1 tRNA gene and 1 rRNA gene are annotated in these 255 nt (G+C 47.5%); both read left to right on the top strand.

What is annotated here, in order from left to right:
- Positions 1-68: ribosomal RNA gene (locus tag ACQCVH_RS25390) — 16S ribosomal RNA — on the top strand; the annotation flags it as partial.
- Between the two features lie 73 nt (positions 69-141).
- Positions 142-218 (top strand) — tRNA-Ile (locus ACQCVH_RS25395).
- Positions 219-255: the final 37 nt, after the last annotated feature.

Here is a 255-nt window from a genome sequence, read left to right on the forward strand (position 1 = left end):
GACAGATGATTGGGGTGAAGTCGTAACAAGGTAGCCGTATCGGAAGGTGCGGCTGGATCACCTCCTTTCTAAGGAATATATACAAGACGTGACGGTCTTTGTTCGTTCAGTTTTGAGAGTATAATCTTTCATATGTTATATGGGCCTATAGCTCAGCTGGTTAGAGCGCACGCCTGATAAGCGTGAGGTCGATGGTTCGAGTCCATTTAGGCCCACCATATAACTTTCATAACGGGGCCTTAGCTCAGCTGGGAG

The sequence above is a fragment of the Bacillus infantis genome, from assembly GCF_050107595.1.
GTDB lineage: Bacteria > Bacillota > Bacilli > Bacillales > Cytobacillaceae > Bacillus_AB > Bacillus_AB infantis_C.